Origin of the sequence: Blautia sp. 1001283B150304_161114_C9 (assembly GCF_015668165.1) — a bacterium.
GTDB classification, from domain to species: Bacteria; Bacillota; Clostridia; order Lachnospirales; family Lachnospiraceae; genus Blautia_A; species Blautia_A wexlerae.
The window spans coordinates 76,915-98,882 of record NZ_JADPGO010000005.1; the positions used below are offsets into that span (position 1 = coordinate 76,915).

At 42.2% G+C, this 21,968-nt stretch carries 22 protein-coding genes and 1 riboswitch; all 22 genes read right to left on the reverse strand.

All coding sequences use genetic code 11. The features are described from left to right. Positions 1-3 precede the first annotated feature (3 nt). Positions 4-768 (reverse strand): DeoR/GlpR family DNA-binding transcription regulator, encoded by a 765-nt coding sequence (locus tag I4V44_RS04085; protein WP_118569391.1) that lies wholly within the window; start codon positions 766-768, stop codon positions 4-6. Between the two features lie 67 nt (positions 769-835). Next, positions 836-1,384 (reverse strand): BMC domain-containing protein, encoded by a 549-nt coding sequence (locus I4V44_RS04090; protein ID WP_008705571.1) that lies wholly within the window; start codon positions 1,382-1,384, stop codon positions 836-838. A 16-nt stretch (positions 1,385-1,400) separates the two neighbouring features. Continuing rightward, positions 1,401-2,729, reverse strand: coding sequence for a 4Fe-4S dicluster domain-containing protein (locus tag I4V44_RS04095; RefSeq protein ID WP_118569392.1), 1,329 nt, complete (start codon positions 2,727-2,729; stop codon positions 1,401-1,403). Between the two features lie 4 nt (positions 2,730-2,733). Continuing rightward, positions 2,734-3,000 (reverse strand): EutN/CcmL family microcompartment protein, encoded by a 267-nt coding sequence (locus tag I4V44_RS04100; RefSeq protein WP_008705576.1) that lies wholly within the window; start codon positions 2,998-3,000, stop codon positions 2,734-2,736. A gap of 132 nt (positions 3,001-3,132) precedes the next feature. Beyond that, on the reverse strand, positions 3,133-3,744 hold the full coding sequence (locus I4V44_RS04105) for a phosphate propanoyltransferase (RefSeq protein WP_370792859.1): 612 nt from the start codon (positions 3,742-3,744) through the stop codon (positions 3,133-3,135). Positions 3,745-3,862: 118 nt separating this feature from the next. After that, positions 3,863-4,141, reverse strand: coding sequence for a BMC domain-containing protein (locus I4V44_RS04110; protein ID WP_005427721.1), 279 nt, complete (start codon positions 4,139-4,141; stop codon positions 3,863-3,865). A gap of 197 nt (positions 4,142-4,338) precedes the next feature. Further along, a complete protein-coding gene (locus I4V44_RS04115; RefSeq protein ID WP_008705580.1) occupies positions 4,339-4,641 on the reverse strand; it encodes a BMC domain-containing protein in 303 nt (100 codons plus the stop codon). 36 nt (positions 4,642-4,677) lie between these two features. Next, on the reverse strand, positions 4,678-4,953 hold the full coding sequence (locus tag I4V44_RS04120) for a BMC domain-containing protein (protein WP_008705581.1): 276 nt from the start codon (positions 4,951-4,953) through the stop codon (positions 4,678-4,680). A 72-nt stretch (positions 4,954-5,025) separates the two neighbouring features. Continuing rightward, positions 5,026-5,340 carry a BMC domain-containing protein gene (locus I4V44_RS04125; RefSeq protein ID WP_008705582.1) on the reverse strand — a complete coding sequence of 105 codons (315 nt, stop codon included), beginning with the start codon at positions 5,338-5,340 and terminating at the stop codon, positions 5,026-5,028. Between the two features lie 95 nt (positions 5,341-5,435). After that, positions 5,436-6,659 carry a zinc-binding dehydrogenase gene (locus I4V44_RS04130; protein ID WP_020993375.1) on the reverse strand — a complete coding sequence of 408 codons (1,224 nt, stop codon included), beginning with the start codon at positions 6,657-6,659 and terminating at the stop codon, positions 5,436-5,438. A 27-nt stretch (positions 6,660-6,686) separates the two neighbouring features. Beyond that, positions 6,687-8,075 carry an aldehyde dehydrogenase family protein gene (locus I4V44_RS04135; protein WP_008705584.1) on the reverse strand — a complete coding sequence of 463 codons (1,389 nt, stop codon included), beginning with the start codon at positions 8,073-8,075 and terminating at the stop codon, positions 6,687-6,689. Between the two features lie 29 nt (positions 8,076-8,104). Next, on the reverse strand, positions 8,105-8,968 hold the full coding sequence (locus I4V44_RS04140) for a class II aldolase/adducin family protein (protein ID WP_008705585.1): 864 nt from the start codon (positions 8,966-8,968) through the stop codon (positions 8,105-8,107). 185 nt (positions 8,969-9,153) lie between these two features. Further along, positions 9,154-9,945, reverse strand: coding sequence for a glycyl-radical enzyme activating protein (locus I4V44_RS04145; protein ID WP_118569393.1), 792 nt, complete (start codon positions 9,943-9,945; stop codon positions 9,154-9,156). A gap of 73 nt (positions 9,946-10,018) precedes the next feature. After that, the gene (locus I4V44_RS04150) at positions 10,019-12,544 is read right to left on the reverse strand and encodes a glycyl radical protein (protein WP_008705588.1); all 2,526 of its coding nucleotides are present in this window, start codon (positions 12,542-12,544) and stop codon (positions 10,019-10,021) included. 383 nt (positions 12,545-12,927) lie between these two features. Then, a complete protein-coding gene (locus I4V44_RS04155) occupies positions 12,928-13,311 on the reverse strand; it encodes a hypothetical protein (protein WP_008705589.1) in 384 nt (127 codons plus the stop codon). A gap of 492 nt (positions 13,312-13,803) precedes the next feature. Continuing rightward, entirely contained in the window at positions 13,804-14,778 is a 975-nt protein-coding gene (locus tag I4V44_RS04160; protein ID WP_118758848.1) for a hypothetical protein, read from the reverse strand. 19 nt (positions 14,779-14,797) lie between these two features. Beyond that, positions 14,798-17,089, reverse strand: coding sequence for a C1 family peptidase (locus tag I4V44_RS04165; protein WP_243280198.1), 2,292 nt, complete (start codon positions 17,087-17,089; stop codon positions 14,798-14,800). Between the two features lie 410 nt (positions 17,090-17,499). Next, the gene (locus I4V44_RS04170; protein ID WP_008705592.1) at positions 17,500-17,796 is read right to left on the reverse strand and encodes a cysteine-rich small domain-containing protein; all 297 of its coding nucleotides are present in this window, start codon (positions 17,794-17,796) and stop codon (positions 17,500-17,502) included. 413 nt (positions 17,797-18,209) lie between these two features. Next, positions 18,210-18,404, reverse strand: a riboswitch (cobalamin riboswitch). Between the two features lie 62 nt (positions 18,405-18,466). Continuing rightward, entirely contained in the window at positions 18,467-18,982 is a 516-nt protein-coding gene (locus I4V44_RS04175) for a EutP/PduV family microcompartment system protein (protein ID WP_008705593.1), read from the reverse strand. Positions 18,983-19,070: 88 nt separating this feature from the next. Then, positions 19,071-19,499 carry a BMC domain-containing protein gene (locus tag I4V44_RS04180; RefSeq protein WP_008705594.1) on the reverse strand — a complete coding sequence of 143 codons (429 nt, stop codon included), beginning with the start codon at positions 19,497-19,499 and terminating at the stop codon, positions 19,071-19,073. An 11-nt stretch (positions 19,500-19,510) separates the two neighbouring features. Then, positions 19,511-19,876: a BMC domain-containing protein gene (locus tag I4V44_RS04185; protein ID WP_008705595.1), complete on the reverse strand. Its 366-nt coding sequence runs from the start codon at positions 19,874-19,876 to the stop codon at positions 19,511-19,513. Positions 19,877-20,278: 402 nt separating this feature from the next. Continuing rightward, positions 20,279-21,715 carry a C40 family peptidase gene (locus tag I4V44_RS04190; protein WP_196002376.1) on the reverse strand — a complete coding sequence of 479 codons (1,437 nt, stop codon included), beginning with the start codon at positions 21,713-21,715 and terminating at the stop codon, positions 20,279-20,281. Positions 21,716-21,968: the final 253 nt, after the last annotated feature.

Sequence of the window (21,968 nt, forward strand, 5' to 3'; positions counted from 1 at the left end):
TTGTCAGACAGGATATAGGCATTTTACATTATATTTCTCAAAGTGCTTCTTCCAGCGTTCTGTCGGTTCTTTGTCCGTCACTATAATATCTACTTCTTTCATGCTTCCTGCTACGGAAAACGCTGTCTGATCAAATTTAGAACTGTCAACAACCAGAATTTTCTTTCGTCCGGAACCGATCATCGCTCTCTTGGTAGATCCAAAAGCTTCCTGAGATTCCATAATCCCCCATTCCAGATCCAGTGCCTTACACGAAAAGATAACCTTATCTACATAATAAGAACGTATGGATTCGTCTGTCTTTGATCCAAGAAAAGCCAGATATCCTTCTTTCATTACGCCTCCGGTGGAGATAATGTTCCACCCGGATACATCAGCTAACTCCAGAAGTATTTCCATGGAATTGGTAATTACGGTAAGACGTTCTTTTTCCTTTAATGCTTTCGCCACAAAAACTGCCGTAGTACTCGCATCCAGGAAAATATGATCTCCGTCTTTCACAAGGGAAGCTGCAAGTTCAGCCATTTTCTGCTTTCCTGTAACATTCTGGTTCTTACGTACATTGAAAGGCAAATCAATGCTTACATCCTCATTGATCACAGCACCGCCATAACTTTTTATCGCAAGTCCTTCCTTTTCAAGTTTATCCAGATCACGGCGTATGGTCTCTTCAGAGACGTCATAAAGCTGGCTCAGCTCGCTGACCACCACTCGCTTTTCTGCCTGTAATTTTTCGAGAATCAGATTTCTTCTCTCCAGTGCAAGCATATCTTTGCCTCCTTTTTTCGAGAAATTTTTTATAAGTGTCAGGGGCAGAAACTTCTTACCCCAGATATTATAAAATACTGTCGATCATTCTTCTGTCAGGATGTGCGATAACGGAAGAATCCAGGTACATACCCTTGGCAGCTACAAGTTCTTTTGCCCTGTCAATGGAAGCCTCTACCGCAGAAACTTCACCGGTGATCATCATATATGATTTTCCGCACATACCTTTGGCAATACGAAGTTCTATCAGATCTACGATCGCAGTCTTAGCTGCCTGGTCTGCTGCTTCGATAATGGAAGCTGCATCATAAGTTTCAAGAATTCCCAGCGCACTGATATCTTCTACCTGAGTAGTTCCGTAAATTGCCGGGAAAATGGATTCATGCGGATTGCCCAGCACAAAGCTGTCAATGCATTTATCCTCATATGTAGTTACTGCCGTATCAACGGCGGCCTTTACCGCACTTAAGTCACCGGTAATAATTGCAATATATTTACCAGGACATACGGTCTGTGCCTCGACGATCTCTACCTCAGATGTTTTTACCATAGCATCTGCTGCAGTAACGCCTGTAGATGTGGTTTTAAATTCAATCATTCCGATTGCTTTACTCATTTTGTGCACGTCCTTTCTACTTTACTGCAATAATAATGTAACGGTCTGTTACTTCTGTTACTTTACCGCTGACAGAAGCATGAATACCAACGCTTAAGCCCTGTGCCGGCTGTGCGATCATCTGCCCTCTTATTACCTCATCACCGGCTTTGACCACTGCCTGTGCAGGTGCTCCGATGTGCTGGCTCAATAATATCCTTACTTTCTTAACCTGTACAAGTTCTTCTTTCAGAGGAGCATCCTTGTCATATCTCGTAAGACCAAGTCGCGCCATCAGACGTTCTTCCGGAACCTTACGGTATTCTCTGGATTCCTGTACCGGTTTCGGCTGTACACCCTGCGGAGGACGGATACCTGCTTTTCTCAGACCGCCCTTCATATCTGCGAGAAGACTTCTCGGTGCAAGACTCTGCGGACATGAGTACATCTCACATACACCGCAGGAACTGCAGAAGGAAGCATCTATATATGGATTCAGGTCTCTGAAATCATTATTTGATGCAGCTCTCATAAATTTCGCCGGATCGATCGGATGTCCCAGATTATGTCTCGGACATAAATCTGTGCAGGTATTGCACTGGCAGCAGATAGATGCTGCACGTTTTAAATCTATGGAAGAAGTCCGCTGCTTCTTCGCTACAATAAGATGGTCTTTTGGAAGGACCAAAATCGCATTTGTTGTCTTTGTCACCGGATCTGAACCATTTCCGATACGCCCCATCATCGGGCCGCCTACGAAATAGACAGGATCCTTCACTGTTGTGCTGCCTGCCTGTGCTACCACTTCCTCCAGAGTACATCCCAGGGGAACTCTCACTGTAACAGGATCACTTACTTCTGCAACAACAGATACATATTTGTCTGTAACCGGCTGCTTCTCTTCCACAGCACGATATACATTGTATACAGTTTCAACGTTAAATACGGCTACTCCCTGCTCGATCGGCAGTCCTCCCGGCCGTACTACTCTTCCGGTTGCCTCATAAATAAGTACAACCTCATCTCCCATCGGATAAACTTCGTCCAGAAGATGCAGCCTCATGCCAGGAAATTCTTCAATATGCTGATTTAATGCATGAATTGTCTGTACATAAGACTTCTTAATTCCAATAATTGCTTCAGAAGCACCAACCGTCTCCTGGATCATATGGAATGTTTTCATAATTTCATATGCGTGTTTTTCCAATAACTGTCTGTGTAATTTCAGTAATGGTTCACACTCTGCACAGTTCATAAGAATGGTATTGGCCTTGTCTGTAAGCTTCATATAAGTAGGGAATCCGGCTCCGCCGGCACCTACCACACCATTCTGCTGTATAATATCCTGTAATTCTTTGATTTCCATGGCGTTACTCCAATCCTGCACCGTCATCAATGATACCGACAATTGCGGCATCTACCGGTGCTGTTTCTACGCCGCAGCCTATTCTTGCTGCGCTTCCCTGTGCCACCAATACATATTCACCAACTCCGGCTCCGATCATATCGATCGCAACCAGCTGGCTCAGGTCGCCTTTCATATGATGCACAGGCTCGATAATCATAAATTTACTTCCAATCAACTTCTCACTCTTTCGTGTGGATACCACACTTCCTACAACTTTGCCTACGATCATATGAGCCTCCAAATTATTTCTGATAATAATATTGGGGGCAAATACTTCTGCCCCCAATTAACGCTTAAGGGTTTCTGTTCAAAAACCTTATCGTGCAGGCACGAACGGCTTTTTGACCTTTGGCCCCCGATATTATTTAATTATTGTTACGGTAGTGCCTGTAGCAATCTTTGCTGCATTTGCTTCATCTGTATCAATATGCATTTCCAGTGTAAAGCTGTCGTCTACACGGATCTTGACCTGATTGAAGATGGTTCCTCTCTCATTATCTGCCTTTACTGATACGATATCACCGTCCTTCACACCTGCAGCCTGTGCATCTTTCGGAGACATATGTATATGGCGCATTGCCACGATACATCCCTCTTTCAGATAAACGGCTCCTTTTGGACCTACGATTGCGATTGGTGCACTTCCTGCAACGTCTCCGGATTCGCGAACCGGAACATTCATTCCAAGCTTAATGGCATCTGTCGCAGATACCTCAACCTGTGAAGCTTTACGCACCGGTCCAAGGATTCTTACATTCTCAATGGCACGAAGTTTCAGTCCCACAATGGTAACTGTTTCATTAGAAGCAAACTGACCTCCCATCAGCTCTTTCTTCTTCGTAAGCTGATATCCGGGTCCGAACAATGCTTCTACATGTTCCTGTGTCAGGTGAATGTGTCTTGCGGAAACCCCGATGGGAACCATGAATCCATCGCCTTTTTTTTCATTCTGATTGATTGCCTGAATGACCATTCTGGTAATCAGTTCAATATTATTAGATTCCAAGAATACACCTGCTTTCTGTCAAATATGACGGATTATAACCATCCGGCAGTCTGCTGTGCAGATACCGGACAGTTACGATGGATTACTATTTTAATACAGGCAGGATTTTCTCTACATCTGTATGTGGTCTTGGGATTACGTGTGTAGCAACTAATTCACCAAGTCTGGATGCTGCTGCGCTTCCGCTTTCTACTGCTGATTTAACAGCTCCTACATCTCCACGTACCATAACTGTTACAAGTCCGGATCCGATCTTCTCTGTTCCTACTAATGCTACGTTAGCAGCCTTGCACATCTGGTCTGCTGCTTCGATTGCTGCTGTAAGTCCTCTGGTTTCTACCATTCCTAATGCTTCCTGTGTCATAACTTTCTCCTCCTTATGAGATACTGTTTCCTTTATCTGTTCTTTCTGGGATTCTGTTTTATTTGCTGTTTCTGCCGCCGTATCTGCCGTCTGAGCTTTTACTTCCGGTTTTGAAGAAGTTTTTGCTTTCGTTCTTCTTGGAGCGGCTGCCTTTTTAGGGGCATTTTTATCTGCTTCCGGTTTCTTCTCTTCAGCCATTATTCATCCCCCTGATTGTTCTTCCAGCGACTTGCACTTAATTCCACCATTCTGACGATTTCTTCATGGGGACGTGCAATTACTGCATAACTTACCGGTTTCTTGATCGCACCTGTCGCTGCTGCATTTACTGCTTCTGTAACGGCAGATACATCGCCTTCAACTATAATAGTAACCAGTCGTCCGCCCAGCTTACGTTCCCATGACGCCAGCTCAACGTCTGCAGTTTTGCACATGATGTCCAGTGCATCGATTGCTGCAACGACACCAGTGATTTCTATAAATCCATATGATTTACTCATGAGCGAACTCCTTTTTTACACTTCTCAATCTGCTGGTCAGATGCTTGGAAGGATTTTCTCTACGTCTGTATGAGGTCTCGGAATTACATGAGTAGCAACTAATTCGCCAAGTCTGGATGCTGCTGCGCTTCCGCTTTCTACTGCTGCCTTAACAGCTCCTACGTCTCCGCGTACCATAACTGTTACAAGTCCGGATCCGATCTTCTCTGTTCCTACTAATGCTACTTCAGCTGCTTTTGTCATTGCATCAGCTGCTTCAATTGCTGCTGTAAGTCCTCTGGTTTCTACCATTCCTAATGCTTCCTGTGCCATTTCTGCTTCCTCCTGAATCTACAAATAAATATCTGATTATATTTTAACTGATGCCCAATGGATATGCAACTGCTAATCCTTATCCAGGGCGCTGATCTTCAGCATTTTTTCCGTTCCCTCTTCCGGGTTCGGGATCACATAATGCTGTACCACACCAGTCATTCTGTTTGCAACTTCCATGCCTGCTTCCACAGCCGCTGTAACATCAGTTACACTTCCTCTGAATTTAATGCAGACAAGGAGCGGTACCGGCAGGCTGTCAGCATTGGCTGGTTTGTTTTTATCAAAAACCTCCAGGCGGACATTTGCTGCCTTACATCCGGCATCGCCTGCTACAAAGGCTGTCGCCAGCCCGAATACCTCTAAAATTCCTACAGCTTCTGCCATTTCTTTTCTCCTCTATTGCCAGGCTTATTATTTGTTGCTACTGTTCACTCCGTTCACAGCAATACTCTTTGCGGGATATTACCGGTGAACAGTAACTATTTGTTTACAACTGCGATCTTAAGACCTGTCATTGCCAAGTTTGTCTGAAGAGCTTCGTTGATCTGCTCTAACGGGAATTTGTCTGTAATTAACTCAGACATTGGAAGACCGATTGCATTTGCTCTCTTAAGGAAATCAAATGTTGTAACATAATCTCTGAGAGTGTAAACCCAGGAACCAACCAGATTGATTTCTTTGGAGCAAAGATCAAAGTGCGGGTTAATTGTAGCATCTCCACCATTGATGAAGAAACCAAGTTCGCAAAGGCCGCCGCCGTTACGGATAAATTTATAAATATTTGCATGAGCTTTTGGATTTCCTGTACACTGGAATGCAAAATCTGCAAGGTGTCCACCCTGTGCTTCTTTTACAGCCTCTGTCAGTGCTTCGATTCCTTTGAAGTTCATGAAGTTAACGCTTGTATCTGCTCCCATTCTCTTCGCAAATTCAAGACGTTTCTCATTTCCGTCTACTGCGCAGATATGTTCTACGCCCATAGTACGAAGTACTGCAATGCAGATCAGACCGATTGGTCCGCAGCCCTGAACTACAACTCTGCTGTTGAAACGAAGGATTCCGGTTGTTTTTGCTCTCTCTACTGCATGTACAAGCACTGCACATGGCTCAATGAGAATTCGGGAATCCAGATCCAGATCACTTACATTAAAGAATGTAGTTCCGAAGTTTCCGCCTCTTAAGAAGATGTAATCAGAGAACCATCCGTTGAGATGTACATCATCGTCAGGAAGAAGTCCGTATACATCAGCTCCGCCTACGTTCTTCTTGTTCAGGTCGAACATTGTGATTTCCGGATCATCTTTAAAGATCATACAAGTAACGACTTTATCGCCAACCTTTACAGGTTTTCCTGCAGTATCTACTTTAACATTCTTACCCATAGCCACGATTTCACCTGTACCTTCATGTCCAAGTGCTACCGGGATCAGGCCAAATGGATCTCTTTTAAATTCATGTGCATCTGTACCACACACACCGCATCCTTCAACTTTAACCAGGATATCGTCATCTCCAATCGGAGGAATCGGATATTCTTTCAGTTCGAAATGTTCCTTTTCAGTTAATACAGCTACTCTGGCTGTCTTCGGGATTCCAGTTGTTGCTGCCGGTGCAGAAACTGTTGCTGCTGCCGGTGCATTTCCTGTCATGCCGGAGAGAACCTGTTTCACGATTTCTTCTATATTTACATTATTCATGTCCATGTTCTTTCTCTCCTTAACTCATCATCTTTAACGAATGCAAAGGCTGTCTGCCATTACGCAGCGTCTTCTCTTGGTAAATGTACTTGCGCAGGTAAGACCTTCACCTGTACGGCTTGCGATTGTAAATGTACAATAGCCTTCACCGCCAAATCCTAATGCAGCATAGGATGGTGCATTCTTTACAAGGATTGCTGTATCAATTGCTTTCGCATATTTTGTAATATTATCAATATTCTTTGAATGGATATGTGCAGAATGGCGATTTCCGTGTTCTAACCATACTGCCTGTTCCACTGCATCATCAAAATCTCTTGCTCTTACTACACCAAGGATCGGCATCATAAGCTCTGTTGTGATCAGCGGATGTTCCTTCGGTCCTTCAAATACGATACAGCGGATATTTGCCGGTGCATTGACACCGATCATGGAAAGAAGTGTTCTTGCGTCACGTCCGACACATTTACGGTTCAGTTTTCCGCCTGCCAGAACTACTTCTGTAAGTTTATCCTGTTCTTCTTTAGATGCAAGATAACAATCATTCTCAGTTACAAGATAATGCATCAACTCATCTACGATAGAAGAAACTGCTACGATCTCTTTCTCTGCGATACATGGAAGATTGTTATCAAATGTACATCCGTTTACAATGTCTGTTGCCGCTTTACGGATGTCAGCTGTTTCATCAACAAGTGCCGGAGGGTTTCCTGCACCTGCACCAATGCCACGTTTGCCGGAAGAAAGAACTGCAGTTACAACTCCAGGTCCCCCGGTTGCTGCAATAAGCGGGATGTCTTTATGTTTCATCATTACATTGCTGGTTTCAAGAGTAGGTTTCTCTACAGTAACCGCAATATTATCCGGTCCGCCGGACTCTAATGATGCTTCATTCAGAAGATTGATCGCATAAATGGAAGTCTTGATTGCTGCCGGATGAGGATTAAATACAACTGTATTTCCTCCTGCAAGCATTCCCATTGTATTACATAAAATTGTTTCACTTGGATTGGTACATGGAGTAATAGCACCGATCACACCGAAAGGTCCCATTTCAATAAGAGTTAATCCTCTGTCTCCTGACCATGCAGTTGTTGTAATAACTTCTGTTCCCGGTGTCTTATCAGCTACGAGATGATGTTTGAGAATCTTATCTCCTACATTTCCCATACCGGTCTCTTCCACACCCATGCGTGCCATTACTTCTGCATTTTCTTTTATTTTCTTACGAATGCAGGTAATAATTTTTTCTCTCTGATCCATGGACATTTTCTTTACAATAAGCTGTGATTTCTTGGCAGCTTCAATTGCATCATTCATTTCTTTAAAAATGCCATGTTTGCCAGTCGGAGCGTCTGCTATCTGCATTTTTGCCATAACTTCCTGTACAATTTCCTGTACCATATTCTCATTAATTGGCATGAGACTGTCCTCCTTGATTATCTATGCTCTTATTTCATTCCTAACTGAGCCATTACTTGTTTTGTAATCTCAGCAACTAACTGTGCATCAGATGCAGCATTATTCTCTGCCGGTTTTGAATCTCCACCTACGAAATCATACTGATATCCAGGGAATTTCTTGAATTCTCCGTCCTGACATGCTCCACCGCAGTTATGACAGTTCTTGCCGTCTTTGTTCAGGCAGAGGTTTGCCGGATGTTTACCAGCCATACCGAATTTACGACGAATTTCATAAAGTTTCTCAATGTTCTTCTCATCAAATTCCTTAGGTCCGCCAAGAACTTTTGACTGATACAGAAGCTGTGCGTAGAACTCAACAGATTCCATCTTCATGTAAGCTGCGTTTAAGTCTGTGCTCCATGTCAGTGCTCCATGGTTCTCAAGAAGAACTGCATCGAAATATGGAAGGTATTTCTCAAGATTATCCGGAATCTCCATTGTAGATGGTGTACCGTATTCAGCGATCGGAACGCATCCAAGTGAGATAACTGCTTCAGGCATGATCGGCTGTGTCAGCGGAATACCTGCAATTGCAAAAGATGTTGCATAAATCGGATGAGCATGCACAACAGAACCTACGTCCGGTCTCTTCTCATAAACTCTCATATGCATTTTGATTTCAGAGGATGGTTTGAATCCCGGGTTAGCCTGGATCACATTTCCTTCTCTGTCTACTTTACAGATATACTCCGGTGTCATAAAACCTTTGGATACACCTGTAGGTGTGCAAAGAAATTCGTTGTCGTTCAGTTTTACAGAGATGTTACCATCGTTTGCAGCTACCATGTTGCGGCTGTAGATTCTTCTTCCGATGTCGCAGATCTGTTTTTTGATTTCATATTCGTTTACCATGCTCATTTTCCTCCTTAAGGCATTGATATAGTTTTTGACGTTTCTACCTGTGATTTTACACTATCGGTCATAAAAAGTCAATACATTTCCGTTGTTTTATGTTGTTTTTACGGGTTTTATTGTGTTGTTTTTGTTTGTTTTTTTCTTTTTTTATTCCAATAATCGTATCAGATGCAAAAAATGCCTCATCCACCGATCTGACAGTCCAGACCGCAGACCGCATGTACTGCCTTTTTTAATGTTTCCATATGTTCTTTGGACGGTGGTTCCACATTTCCCATCAGATATGGTCTGCCAAGTCCCTCATATTTATCCTGTCCAAGTCTGTGATACGGAAGAAGATGAATCTTGTCCACTCCGGGAAGTGTGTCTGCAAACCTTGCAATCCCCTGGATTTCCTCCACTGTATCATTAAATGTGGGTATCACCGGTACACGGATTACCAGCCTGGTTTTACCGGAAAGCGCCACTTTTCTGGCATTTTCCATCATCAGTTCATTGGAACGTCCTGTAAATTCTTTATGTTTCGCAGGATTTATATGTTTAATATCCATTAAATAAGTATCCAGATACGGTAAGATTGTCTCAATCGTCTCCCATTTTGCACATGCCATACTCTCGATCGCAGTAGAAATCCCTCTCTCTTTGGCAGCTCTCAGAAGTGCTCCTGAAAATTCCGGCTGACAGAGACATTCTCCGCCGGAAAGAGTCATACCTCCGCCCGAGCGGTAATAGTATACCCTGTCTTTCTCAACTTCTTCAATCATCTCCCTGACTGTCACATCACGTCCGATGACCTTGTCTTCTCCCTGCACTTTCATTGTCTGGATCTTATATTCCTGAGATTCCGGATTGCAGCACCATTTGCACCGCAGGACACAACCTTTCAGAAATACGATCGTCCTTATACCCGGTCCATCATGAATAGAATATTTCTGGACATCAAACACTCTGCCCTTTGTATCCAAATAGTCCATGCTTTTCCTTTCTTATTCTGTTATCCATACATCCTTTGCCTGTCACTTTTACTTCCTGCAAAAAACGTCTGGATCAGAAGCCCTGTTCTGTACGACGGATGATGTCATCCTGAAGGGAACGGGAAAGTGTCGTAAACAGTGCACTGTAGCCTGCCACGCGTACTACCAGATGTTTGTATTTCTCAGGATGTTCCTGTGCATCCAGCAGTGTCTGCCTGTCAACTACATTAAACTGCATGTGCATTCCCTTCTGGTCAAAGTATCCGCGGATTAGTGCAACGAATTTCTCCAGTCCCTCTCTTCCTGAAAGTGCGGATGGGTGAAATTTCTGATTAAAGAGTGTTCCGTTGGATACAATAAAATGATCCAGTCTGGATACGGAAGTTGCCGCTGCCGTAGGTCCCTTTACATCCTTGCCCGCAGATGGCGAAACGCCGTCTGCAACAGGTGTGTGTGCATATCTTCCATCCGGTGTTGCTCCAGTCTGTCCGCCCAGCGGTACATTTGCAGATACAGGATACAGACCTGCCTGGAACTTTCCGCCTCTTGGATTGTTATACTTCTGAAGCGGTTTGGAATATGTATAGGCAACTTCTCTTGCAAAATAATCAACTTCCGGAATATCATTTCCAAATTTCGGAACTTCATCGATCATATCGTGGATTTCTTTGAATCTCTGTGTCTTCTGTTCACCCGGTTTCATTCCCATGAAAGTTTTCAGAAGTCCTTCTGCAGTGGAAGCATCCACATTTCTGCCTGCTTTCTGCATTGCCTTCATGATCATCTCTGTCATATCACCGGCGGACTGCGCATCCAGTCCTTTATCATAGTTCCATGCAAGAGCTTCCTTAAGTTCTTTCATAGATACTTTCTTATCCTCATAGACCAGTTTGCGGATTGCAAAAAGTCCATCTGCCATATTGGCGATTCCAAATCCCTGAGGACCTGTAAAGTTGTAAACAGCTCCACCTTCCTGGACAGACTTGCCTTCTTTCAGACAGTCATCTATCATACAGGAAAGGAATGGTAACGGACAGCGTTCCGCATGAGCTACATCAATAGCATTATCTGCATTCACCAGCAGAGAAATGCAGTATTCCATCTGTTTCTTATATGCGTCAAAGAATTCATCAAAGGTCTTCATCTGAGTGACATCGCCGGTAGGGATTCCCACCATCTCACCTTTATCCATACCATTCGAAAAAACAAGTTCCAGAGGTCTGCACATATTAAAGAATGCGGCATCATGCCACCCTTCTGTCTTACCGGCTTTCTGCGGTTCCACACATCCGATAATATTGTACTCTCTGGCATCCTCCAGAGATAAGCCTCTGTTCTGCAGTGCCGGAATAATCACCTCATCATTGTAATATGCAGGAAGTCCGATTCCTGTTCTCGTAAGCTCGGCTGCCTTTATCAGGAATTCATGCGGAGAACCATTCCATACTCTCACAGAAAGTGATGGAGCCGGAAGATGCACATGCATAGATGCCTGAATACACATAACAGAAAGATCGTTAGTTACATCCTCTCCCTCTTTATTCTGACCACCTGCGATCAGATTCTGGAAAAGGCTGTATCCTGCAAATCCTTCCGCTGAAGCCGCATCACGACATTTATTCAGGTCATTTAATTTAACCCAGATGCAATCCATCAATTCCTGTGCGAACTCTCGGGTAATTGTTCCTGCTTCCATATCCTTCTTATAATATGGATACATATACTGATCAAAGCGACCCGGTGAAATAGAATGTCCACTGGATTCCATCTGAAGAAGCTGCTGTACAAACCAGAATGACTGACATGCCTCATAGAAATTCTGTGCACCCTTTGCCGGTACCCTGCTGCAGTTCTCTGCGATAACAAAAAGTTCCTGTTTTCTTACCGGATCACTTGTCTGTGCCGCCATTTCCTGCGCAAGTTTTGCATATCTGCCTGCATAATCGATCACCGCCTTACAGCTTAAAATCACTGCCTCAAGGAAGTGAGACTTTCTTGCATAATTACCGTCACCGACACTGCATCCATCCAGCTCTTTCTGAGCCTTCTCCATGATTCCCTCAAAACCGGTTTCCAGTACTTCCCAGTATTTAACTGTTACATGTCCTACACCATTGTAAAAATAGTTCCCAGGTGTAAAAATATTGTGTTCAATTGCCTTGATTGCTTCCGGTGCCATATAGGAAGTTGCAAGTTCACTGGTTGTTTTCCCTTTCCAGTACTTATCTGCCTCCTTAAGTTCGGCTTTGGTCTCCTCAGCAATCTCAAAAGGATCCGCAGTTCTGGTCGCAACTGTATCCAGTTCAGCTTCCAGCCACTCATAAGAGAACTCCGGAAATGTCTGACATCCCCTCGGCGCAATCGTACTGCTTCCGACAATCAGTTCATTGTCACGGATAATGATCGGAATGTTATGAAGAATATGCGCAAAAGCCTTTGCTCTGCGTGTGATGATCGGTTCTCCTTCTGTTTCCTTATAAGATTCTGTGATCAGCTTTGCTCTGGCTGATTCGATCACCGGCATATGTTCATACAATGCATCTACCAGTTTCTGAATTCTGGGAGACTTAGGAATATCTGATGTTTGAAATTTTTCCATGTTACTCCTTTCTCATGAATAAAAGCTGCACCCATACCAGACCCCAATACATTCCGGTATCATTCTGACAGCAATATCCTCCATGTTTTCATATAGATTCATTATACCTTATGGCTATCGCGAAGTCAACATAAATCAACATGTGTATCCTGAACTTTTATGTTGTTTTTTATTTGTTTTTTCTTCCGTTCTGGTTGTTTTTGTTTTGTTTTTATGATTGACATTTCATTTTTCTTCAGACACGTTAAAAGCAGCATATCAGGTTATGATCCATAACTCTGATATGCTGCTTTTTAATATCGTATATTGTTTTTTCTGCATCGGATGGCTTTAATGAGCATGCTTTTCCATCGCTGCACTCCCATATATTCATATACACTTAACTATTGTTTCCTGTTCTCTTTTTGTTCTCTGGCTTCTCTTACTTTCTCCCTCTGTTTCGTCAGATCGTAATAATCATCTGTAAGAACCCCATGTTTTCGCATCATATCAAACACAGTCTGCTGAGCAGGTGTCATCTTCATGCCAATAGAATTATTATAATCCGTAAGAACGCATCCTGTTTTCTCAATCAGCCAGAACAGCGGAGAATCATCATCCGGGATCATTTTCCAGATTTCGTTCTCTGTCCATGGAAGCAATTCCATCATTCCATGAAGATGTCCTCTGGGTATTCTTACGTAATCGCCGTCCGGCTTGATCAGACCGTCAGAAAAGTTCTCATCCTTAATTTTCATCTCATTTAACAGTTCTTCTGTTATCTTCATCCTCTTTTCCTCACCCTCGAGTATTGCTTTTTCCTATTATACGTTTCCCGCCAGAGTTACGCAAGTAAAAAGTCTGAATAGCCTCTTTCCTCGTTACTGTTCACTCCGTTCACAGTAACGTAGCCAAAATTCATTCCAGATTGCCTGCGGCAATGGAATTTTGGCTCGTATGTCTCGGGATTTTGGCATATTCATGCCAAAACACCTCGCGGGATAGTGGTGTGTGAACAGTAACCTTTCCTCAAAAATATATCACGTTCTATAAAATTCCATCTTGATTAAATTGCAAAAAAATTGTAGACTATATATGCACACACATTAATAGTTTTTGTTAATTAAGACTGATTTGAGGTTTCCTCATAACGTCTCAATTATACACACACATTTTCTAAAAAGAGCAGCTGCATCATCCGATGCGCTGCTCTTTTAGTTCCACTGTTTATTTTGTAACTGTTCTCTGCCGTCGACGGCATTCTTTAATGATTTTAACTCTTACTTTTTCTTCTTCAGGAAATAAATAAGTAAAATTATGATAACAATAATCCCGATACCACTAATCCAGATTACAGGATTCTTCATTCCTGAATCTGCTTTTACATTCTTTCCTGATGTTTTCTGACTCTGCTTATCATCGGATTCCTTGTCTTCTGTCGAAGCAGGCGTCTCTGTTTCTTCCGGTGTTGGCGTTGCGTCTTCTGTAGGTGTTGCCTCCGGTGTCGGTGTTGCTTCTTCTGTAGGTGTTGCCTCCGGTGTCGGTGTTGTTTTCGGAGTTGGAGTTGCTTCCGGTGTCGGTGTAACAATATCAGCAGCAGCCGGGACATTTCCTGAGGTACCTGCAGCCTCCGGTGCATCTCCGGATACATTTTCATTCACATAATCTGTATCCCTGTCAAGATTCAGCCATCCCTGTGTCACACCATCTGTGTCTGTTTTCCCCCAGTTTGTTCCGTCTTCTCCCCGCATATACTGAGAAATATGTACGCTTGTCCCATCCGCAATTCCGTCTGCTCCTGAAACTTCATCAAATTTCTCTCCAGGTCCGTTATAAACCGGTACATTTCCGCCATTTCCCTGAATCTTTACTTCAAAATCCACATCTTTTCCGCCAAAAGTACGATACTCTTCATTCACTGCGTCTGCCCTGGAAGCCGGATCCAGATCATCCATAGGAATGTATCCGTTCATCCCATGATACTGGGTATATGCCCACTTTTTGCCGTCCGTTCCATCTTTCTCACCCAGAACATGGATTGCAGTTCCATTCGGAATCTGACCGTCATTCAGTTTAATTCCCTTCGGATCCGCTTCATCATAAATATCTGCTCCACCCTGTGCACTCTGTACGATCATGTAATAATCTGTTGCATAATCCGGATTCTGGCTCTTTCCATCATCAGCATAAACAGAAACCGCTGTCACAATAATGCACAGCAATATTGCCAATACTGTTCCCAACCTTCTCTTCATAATCTCTTTCCTTCATTTCTCATTTTCTTTTTACAGCAGATGAACTTTTGTATTTGCTGTATGTGTTCCCATAAGGCTCTTTCACGTATGCTTTTACTACATAGTAGTATGATACACCTTTTTGTGCTTTTTTGTCCAGATATGAAGAAAGATTTCCACCGGAAATTCTCTTTATCAACTGATAAGAACCTCCTTTTTTCTTTCTGTATATATAATATCCGTTACATTTTTTCTGTGGATTCCATCTGATTCTGATTCCCTTCTTTTCAGACTTCACAGAGGAAATCTTCTGCAACGAAGGTGCCGCCTTAACCACATCGCCGGTTGTATATTTACTGTAGTATCTTTTTCCGGATGCTTCATAATATGCCTTTACCGTATAACGGTATGAAGCATTGGCTTTAACTTTACTGTCCTTATATTTTAATGTGGAAGTCCCGACATCTGCGATTTTTGACCATTTTCCTCCTGCAGCAGGTTTTCTGTACACATAATATCCAGTAGCTTTCGAAACCTTTTTCCATGAAACAAGATTATACCCGGAATTATAAGCCTTCACCTGAAATACCGGCGTATCCGGCACCCATGACTGATTTAAAGTTCTCGTATGTGCCTTGATCCTTACAGTCCAGTTTTTTGTCTTTCCATCTGACCATTCTGCTGTTGCTAATGCACCCTTATGAAAAGTCTGTCCTGACTCTATCCCTGCTGTGGAAGTAAACCATTTGCTTCCACCTGATGTCTTATAACCGGCATTTGCTTCCACACCAAAACTGATATAACTGATTCCACTGTTAGTAATCACTACCGAATACCTGCTCCCCTGCTTCAGCATTACTTCCGGTACAGTAACTGTCTGCACCCCTGCCACTGGCTGTTCAACTTCACAGGGCTGCGTATACGCAGCAGTTCCACTTTCCGGATCTGAAAGATCTGTAAGATCTGTATATACCTGTATTTTATATGAAGCATTATCATTCATGGTAACTACATTGATTTCTCCCAGAGCCTCTTCGTTTCCATTCCCTGCCTTCGTTTCATAAACAACTGATACTGACTGTCCAGGCTGTACTTTTATAGAAGAAATAGCTGAAGAACCATCATAAAAATAGTTATTATTATATTTCTGATCAGAAACAGTCACTGCCTCTGCACTTACAAGATTACTGATATTGGGATCCTGATAGGAAAGATAGTAATATCCCCCATCTCCCTTGTTCTCTCCCCAACTGTTTTTTATGATCCAGGCACCATCTGATGTCACATTGGAAACAGGCAGGAAATTATTCTTTGAATAATTATCATCCCATCCTACGACTGTTACAATATGATTAATCACAGTCGAACTCGATTTTCCAACAGGATAACAATATGCAGCCGTATCTGGATTTGCATAATTATCTTTCATATAAAGCATTATGGATACTGCATGATCATTCAGCAGCATTTCCTTCATACGTTCCTCACTGTATTTGGAAAAAGATGCATTTTTCAGATATGCCACAGAATTATAAGCCTTACTCTCCGGAATCTGTACACTCAGATTCTGCTGATGCAAAGAATCCGTAGGAAACGGCACATCATCTTCTGTAGTCATTCCCGACCAGGTGCTGAGATAGATAGCCGCCAGATAATCATTGCCTCCTATCTCATGATAATCTCCCAGTACCGAGTTCACATCATCGGGAGTATTTTCCAACGGATCATTCTGTCTGTTTGAAAAAAAGTATGATAAGTGTTCCTCTGACAGATCATAAGTTCCTTTATTCTGTGCCAGAAGTGAAGTTTCCATAATTGCCGCCATCCCAAAAGCCCAGCAGGTTCCAAATGGATTCTGATTTTTTACAGAAGTAACCAGTCCTTCTTTTCTGGAATCATAGGAGGATGGAAATGCTGTTTCTCTGCTTCCATATGCAGCGTAAACTGATGTCAGATCACTCTCTACTTCAGGTCCCGGATCTATCGGTTTTAAATTTTTAAAAGGTTCTAACTCTTCTTTTCTTTCCTCTTCTGTCAACGGACGACCTTTGATATATCGAATTCCATCTGTATTTTCTTCCGTTGCTTCTCCATCCTGGAACTCCTGTTTTGCATCATCGCTTCCGAACAGTTCTGCATCAGATTCCGTATCTGTTCCAAATTCATCTGCCTGTGAACTTTGAAATTCTTTCAGATCTGATGTATTTTCTTCTGTCTCTCTGTTGACTCCGGATCCAAACATTTCCTGACCCGCAACGGGTACCGATGTACAAACCATTGCATAAGCCAGAAAAACTGACAATGCGCGTATCGCTGTATTTCTTTTTTTCATGTAGTAGTTAACTCCCTTGCGTAAATATAATATTATTATATCAGTATCTTTTTTGTTTTTCAACCATGATCAATGACAAAAACCGTCGGAAAACAGTAAATTTTCCCTGTTTTCCGACGGCTCTATGTAGAAATGCAGAGCTCTGCCGACAAGAAAATGTCGCCAGGAAAAGACGTCAAATGCCTGTGATGCATTTTCTTCTGTGCATGTGAAAAGTGTGGAAAATGTGTGTGAAATGCTTTATATACTAACTCAGAACAGACTTGAAAATCTTACAGACTCTTCTCTTTTGCTATCCTTATTCTAGCAGAACAAGCATTGTATTACAATGAAAATCGTTCTTTCTTATTTGTGCTAATCTGACACATTGTTACTGTTCACTCCGTTCTAAGCAGCAACGCATTCTCCTCTTATTTGCTGATACTTTCCTTTGCTCTTTTCATCATATCAGCCAGTTCCTGGTATTTTCCTGTGACATATCCATAGTTTTTTCGCTTATGCGGAAGCATACAGTTTGTGCAGTCTTTAATTCCCTTTTCCGTATACCGGAAATTCCCACCGCATTTCTCACCCAGGGCATATAGCGGGCAATAACAGAACAGACAGTTAAAATCATCCGGATCTGCATTCTTATGACACGGAAAAAATTCACATTTCTTATGGCTGAAATAAGAATATTCTTTCCCTTCCCAATAAGGTTTCTCCATTGCTACCTCTCCTCTCCTGTTGCAAGTTTTTATCTTTCCAGAATAATTCCGTTTTCTCAGTCTCCATCAATCCCACCCATCAGAGGACAGAGGACGAAATAAAAAAAATACTCTAATAAATTATCAATTTCTCTTCACATAACAAAGCATTGAAAATTCATTACAGTATTTTTCACAGATCATACATTTAAAATTAATAAGAGGGAGCGATGCTACCCCGGGGTAGAAAAAAATCCGTTCATGAGTGCGCGGAGGGAACGAATAAATCCGAAGTAGTATCGCCTGCCATTTAATCATGTATAATTCATAAAGAACAGGCGCATTCCATAAAAAATGTCTGCCTTCGATAAAAGCAGACAACACTCCGAAGCTGCGGATTCAACGGAGTTGGTTGTTACACTTTACACGGAAGTTTAACCTCGCCATACCAAGCAGGTTTCCTGGCTCCAGGCTCATCGCTCCTCTCTCCTTCTCATGCTATGGCACAATGGACATTCTGAGATTTGCTCCTCTGTTACAGTGACCGGATCGCTCAGGTTTCTCACCTGATTCCCTCTTTCTGTACTGCTCTTTCTCACAGTATCAGCACTTAATATGTTCTGTATGGAATTATACTGTCATTATAATAACACCCTGCAACAAGCTTGTCAACTATTTATCAATATATTTTTCAATATTCCACACCTTCCGGCAGCGGATCCCATTCATTCAGACCAAGACTCTGTCTGAATTTTGCTTCTTCCAGACTCAGCTTTGGAACATCCTCATTCAAAAACGCTCTCAGCTCATCAATCCCCTCTCCGGTCACATTGTTTACCAGAAAAATTCTTTCACATCCTGCATTCAGCATCCACTGACGCACCATTGGAACATTCGCATAAGGAGAATCTATTTTCGTAATGATTCCTATCAGTGGTCTCAGAATAAATGCATTACTGCCATAGCCAAACAAACTGAAAGGTTCATCTGCTGACTGTACCATTGCCACCACATCTGCTTCAAAAGAAAAACAGGCCAGCCCTACGCTGAAATGCTTGGACTCTGCATACTCTCCCGGCGAATCAATGGTATCATCATCCGTATTCGTATACTGCGTTTTTACATAATGAAGTTTTTCGCCTTTTAATGCCTGCGTTAATGAAGTCTTACCTGCTTCACTTCTGCCCATCAGAAATATTTTCTTCATATTTAATGTCTGTCCCTTTCACTTCTCTCAGCTATTCCGGCAATTACATAAGCACCATCGGTACAGAATAACTGACTTTTCGTATGTTTTAACTTTTGTGAACTGCACAAGTCTTAAAGCCAAGCACCTCTCTAAAAAATTTCACCACTTCTTCCACTGCAGTCTGAACTTCCGTCAGACCTCCCGTAAGGATCAATGATCCGCTGAAGCGATCCATGAAACCAATCTCCACATTTGCACTTTTCACTGCAATATCAGCAGCTACAACCACTGCTTCCCATGGGGTAAAACGAATCATTCCGATTGCTTCTCCTGTGTGGTCTTCTCCCTCATGGACTCCAATATGCAGACCAAGATTCTGATAAATACAGCTCTGTGAAGGATTGATCACATGCGCTAGGCACACTTCCTTTCCCGGAACCCTTACCCTGGTCATACGCAGCTTTTTTCCCTTTAGTTTCTCATAATCCTGGTTATAAAGCTTTTCCAGTAATTCTCTGGTTGTCATCCCTGCCATCCCAACACTTCCTATCTTTTGGTAATCTTGCAGACTACATAACCCAGAGTGTCTCTGAAATAATCCACAACCTCAGTCATCGCTGACATTACATCGGAAATCTCTCCCGTAATGATCAGTGTGCCTGTAAATCGATCTGCAAATCCCAGATAAACATTTCCGCTTTTTACCGCAATATCAGATGCGATCACTGCAGATTCAGGCGGTGTCATATTCATAATTCCGATTGCAGATGAACGGTAATCCACCTGCGGATTCAGTCCAAGCTTCTGGTATATGACCGGAGCCGGCCCTCCCATTACATGTGCAAAAGTAATCTCCTTGCCAGCAACTGTTTCCTGTACAATTCTTATGTGTTCTACATGGTCATTTGCCATTTATCATTCCTCGCTTTCACTATTCAACTATAATCCGGATAATTCATGAGAATATTCTTTCCCACTGATGTCTCCAAAAACAGATTTAAAATTTTATATGTATCTCTTCAATTACATAAACTGTACTATCCATCCAATTTTATGTCAAGGTAAAATCCACCTGAAAATCGGTAAAATATTATACATGGTTACGGTTCACTCCGTTCACAGCAACACGCTTCGCGATGCATAGAATTTATGCTAATCGCATAAATTCGCACGGTATGTCTCGGAATTTTGGCATATTCATGCCAAAACACCTCGCGGAATAATGGTAACTTATACATAAAGAAAAGGAGCATCAGCCCCCTTAGCGATGCTCCTTTTCAACCCCTATAAATTTAATTATTTATACTTATTTAATTATACCAGTCTTCTTACAGAAACAATTGTTCTGTACGCTGCGTTATCACTGATCTTAATTCCATCTACAGAGTTCGATGCATGAACGATACGTCCATTCCCCATATAGATTGCAACGTGTCCACCGTAGCAGATTAAATCACCCGGCTGTGCATCAGCATAAGATACTTCTGTACCGGCATTCTGCTGTTCATAAGAAGTTCTCGGAAGACTTACTCCGAAGTTTGCATATACACTCTGTGTAAATCCTGAACAGTCAGCTCCACCTGTAAGGCTTGTACCGCCCCATACATATGGATTGCCAACAAACTGTGTTGCAAAGTCTACTACAGAAGATCCTGATCCTGAACCTGAAGATGAAGAACTATCTGAATCAGATGACTGTTCACTCTCATAATCATCTGGTGAAACTGTATTATCAGAATCAATCACATTGCCATACTCATCGTACTCTACATCATCAGAAGCTCCTGCATTGTCAACAGGATCACCATTTTCATCATATTCTACACCATCATCTGATTCAGACTCATCATCCGCATCATCAGTATTCTCAATCTCATTTCCGTCTTCATCATACTCTACATTTTCTTCCTCTTCTGATTCGTAGTCCTGTTCCTGCTCTGCAGCTTTTGCTGCTGCCTCTTCTTCTGCCGCCTGTCTTGCAGCCTCTTCCTCAGCCTGTCGTCTTGCCTCTTCTTCTGCTGCGATTCTTTCAGCTTCCAATCTCTGAATTTCAGCTGTCTGTTCCGCTAACAGATTTGCATATTCTGTCGCCTGCTGCTGTGCATATGCAATTTCATTCTCATAATCGGCTGATTCAGATTTCTTCTGATCGATCTGGCACTGAAGATCATAAGACTGCTGTTCATAAGAAGCCTTCATCTCTTCCAGTTCTGCTTTGTCAGATTCATACTGAATCTTTAGATTATTCACCTCATTAATAGTATTCACATATTTATCAAGATTCTTTCTGTCCTGCTCATACATCTGCTGTGTATTCTCAGCACGTGTCAGAAGTTCACTTAAATCTTCTGAATTAAGCATCATCTGAAACCACGCTGCATCCCCACCCTGTTCATACAGTGCCTGAATACGAAGCTTCATGCTCTCATACTGCTTATCTCTCGCCTTCTGAGCCTTAGCCAGATCCTGTTTTGTCTTAATAATATCTACTTCTTTATTATCGATATCTCCTTTAAGAGTATCAATAGAAACCATAACACTTACAAGATTGGAATCCAGTTCGGAAATCTCATTCTCAAGCTGTGATTTCGCATATGCAAGCTCATCCATTCTGGAATATGTCGCATCCAGCTGCTGACTTGTGATCGCCTGCTCTTCTCTCAATTCATCCTCTCTTGAAGCACTTACACTAACAACCTGTGTTGCGCTCATCAGGAGTGCTAATGTAAGACATACAATTCTTTTCTTCATGAATTCTCACCCTCGTAACATTTTCTTTCTATATCTTAATGTTTTTGCAATATCTAAGTTAATTCTTATACATATTAACACACTGCACTCAAAAACGCAAGGATTAATTACCATAAATTTTATATTTCTGTAACATTTATTAATCTTTTTGTTATTCTTCGCATTTCTTTCTACAATTCAAACATATTCCATTTCATGTTTGTAATAATTTGACACAGGACAAAGATATCTGATGCAGGGTTACTGTTCACAC